This window comes from Polynucleobacter sp. 39-46-10 (assembly GCF_002282275.1).
Genome location: NZ_NCJB01000430.1, coordinates 1 through 1680, shown reverse-complemented (window position 1 = coordinate 1680; position 1680 = coordinate 1). Strand labels below are relative to the sequence as shown.

General features: G+C 47.4%; 3 protein-coding genes. All 3 read right to left on the bottom strand.

All coding sequences use genetic code 11. The features are described from left to right. Nucleotides 1-143 precede the first annotated feature (143 nt). The gene (locus B7X71_RS16485) at nt 144-1088 is read right to left on the bottom strand and encodes an LD-carboxypeptidase (RefSeq protein ID WP_293601530.1); all 945 of its coding nucleotides are present in this window, start codon (nt 1086-1088) and stop codon (nt 144-146) included. Continuing rightward, nucleotides 1085-1540, bottom strand: coding sequence for a tRNA adenosine(34) deaminase TadA (tadA, locus tag B7X71_RS16480; RefSeq protein WP_293601529.1), 456 nt, complete (start codon nt 1538-1540; stop codon nt 1085-1087). The genes B7X71_RS16485 and tadA overlap by 4 nt, the downstream gene beginning before the upstream one ends. Before the next feature lie 8 nt (nt 1541-1548). Next, nucleotides 1549-1680 (bottom strand): 6-carboxytetrahydropterin synthase (locus B7X71_RS16475; protein WP_293601531.1); only part of this gene is annotated, 132 nt, incomplete at its 5' end.

Sequence of the window (1680 nt, the reverse complement as noted above, 5' to 3'; positions counted from 1 at the left end):
GGTGCATAGGCACGCAATTCAAATGGCTCAGATTTCTCGAGAAGAGTGTATTTTGGTTCTTCGGTTGCCATTGCAGTGCTCGCAATCAATATGCTGGTAAGAAATGCTAAAAATCGCAAGGAGACGTCCTTAATTTGAAATAACTACCAATGAGACTGAATAGTAAAGCCCGAACCATCGTATTGAATGTGCGCTTGCGCACCTACTGGCAAAGTCAGTTTTTCAGCTTGATGCCCAAAAGGTAAGCCGGTCAATATCGGGATACTGTCAGGAAGACGTTTACGAATAGCCTCAATAGCACTGTCCAAGGTGTAACCACGGTCATTATCGTAAAGACGGTATGCCGAGAATCCACCCAAGAGAATGGCGCTTTGATTGGCCAATATGCCTGCATCCAATAATTGCATCAGCATGCGCTCAATCCGGTAGGGGTGCTCATTAACATCCTCTAGAAATAAAATACCACCTTGAGTTTGCTCTTTGCTTGGCAAGTATGGTGTTCCAACTAAGCCTGCGAGTACTGTTAAGTTACCGCCCCAAAGCATTCCCGAAGCTTGGCCTGCGGCAGAATTTTTTAAGAAGGCTTGATTGGCTTTAATCGTGTAATCTAATTTACGCTCATGAATGGCTTTTTGGAAATGTGTCCACATGAATGTATTGGGAGCAACCCCCTCGCCCTGCTCGCCCTGACAAGCAAAATCAAAATTGAGCATAGGGCCTGCCAATGTAACTGCGCCAGTCTTTGCCAATAAACCCAACTGGAAGACTGTGAAATCACTATGTCCACAAATCTGCAGACCACTCTTGATAGCTTTGGCAATCGCATCCCACTGAATATCTGGGAGCAGGCGATGCAATCCATAACCACCTCGCATGGCGACAACAGGAATCTCAGGAGAGAGATTGGCGAGTTGATTGATCTCAGCTAAACGCTCAGCATCGGTGCCAGCAAAACGTTGTTCGACTCGATCAACACAGGCAGCATTGAGAACTTCAATACCCTGCTTTTGTAGCCACTCGATTCCAGCCAATGGGCTGCGAGTATCTAGACTAGCCCCTGAAGGAGCAATCAAATGAATTTGCTTCAACGCCGCTCCTTAAAAAAATCGCGCAATATTTGTCCGCACTCTTCGCCCATGATGCCACCTTCAACTACTGTCTGGTGGTTAATCTGCTTTTCTGAGAATACATTGAGTACGCTGCCTGCAGCACCTGTTTTAGGATCTGTGGCACCAAATACAACACGATCAACCCGAGCATGGAGCATCGCTCCTGCACACATAGTGCAGGGCTCTAATGTGACATACAGGGTTGTGCCAGGTAGGCGGTAATTAGCCTCATCTGAGGCGGCAGCACGCAATGCCATCATCTCAGCATGGGCGCTAGGATCGCTATTCGTAATTGGCTGATTAAAGCCTGTGGAAATCACTTCACCATCACGGACTAATACAGCGCCAACCGGCACTTCACCAGCAGCGGCAGCGAGCTTGGCTTGATCCAAAGCTTGCTGCATAAATTGGCGATCAAGCTCTGCTTGCATATTACTTCTTAAGAATGAGAAACGTCAGCCCAGCAATTGGGGGTTTCATAAAGACGGATGGATGCTAGCTTGAGTCGGCCATCAAACGCTTTTTCGAAAACAGGCTGCAATACCTTAAAGGCGGCGCTAGCTAAGTTCTC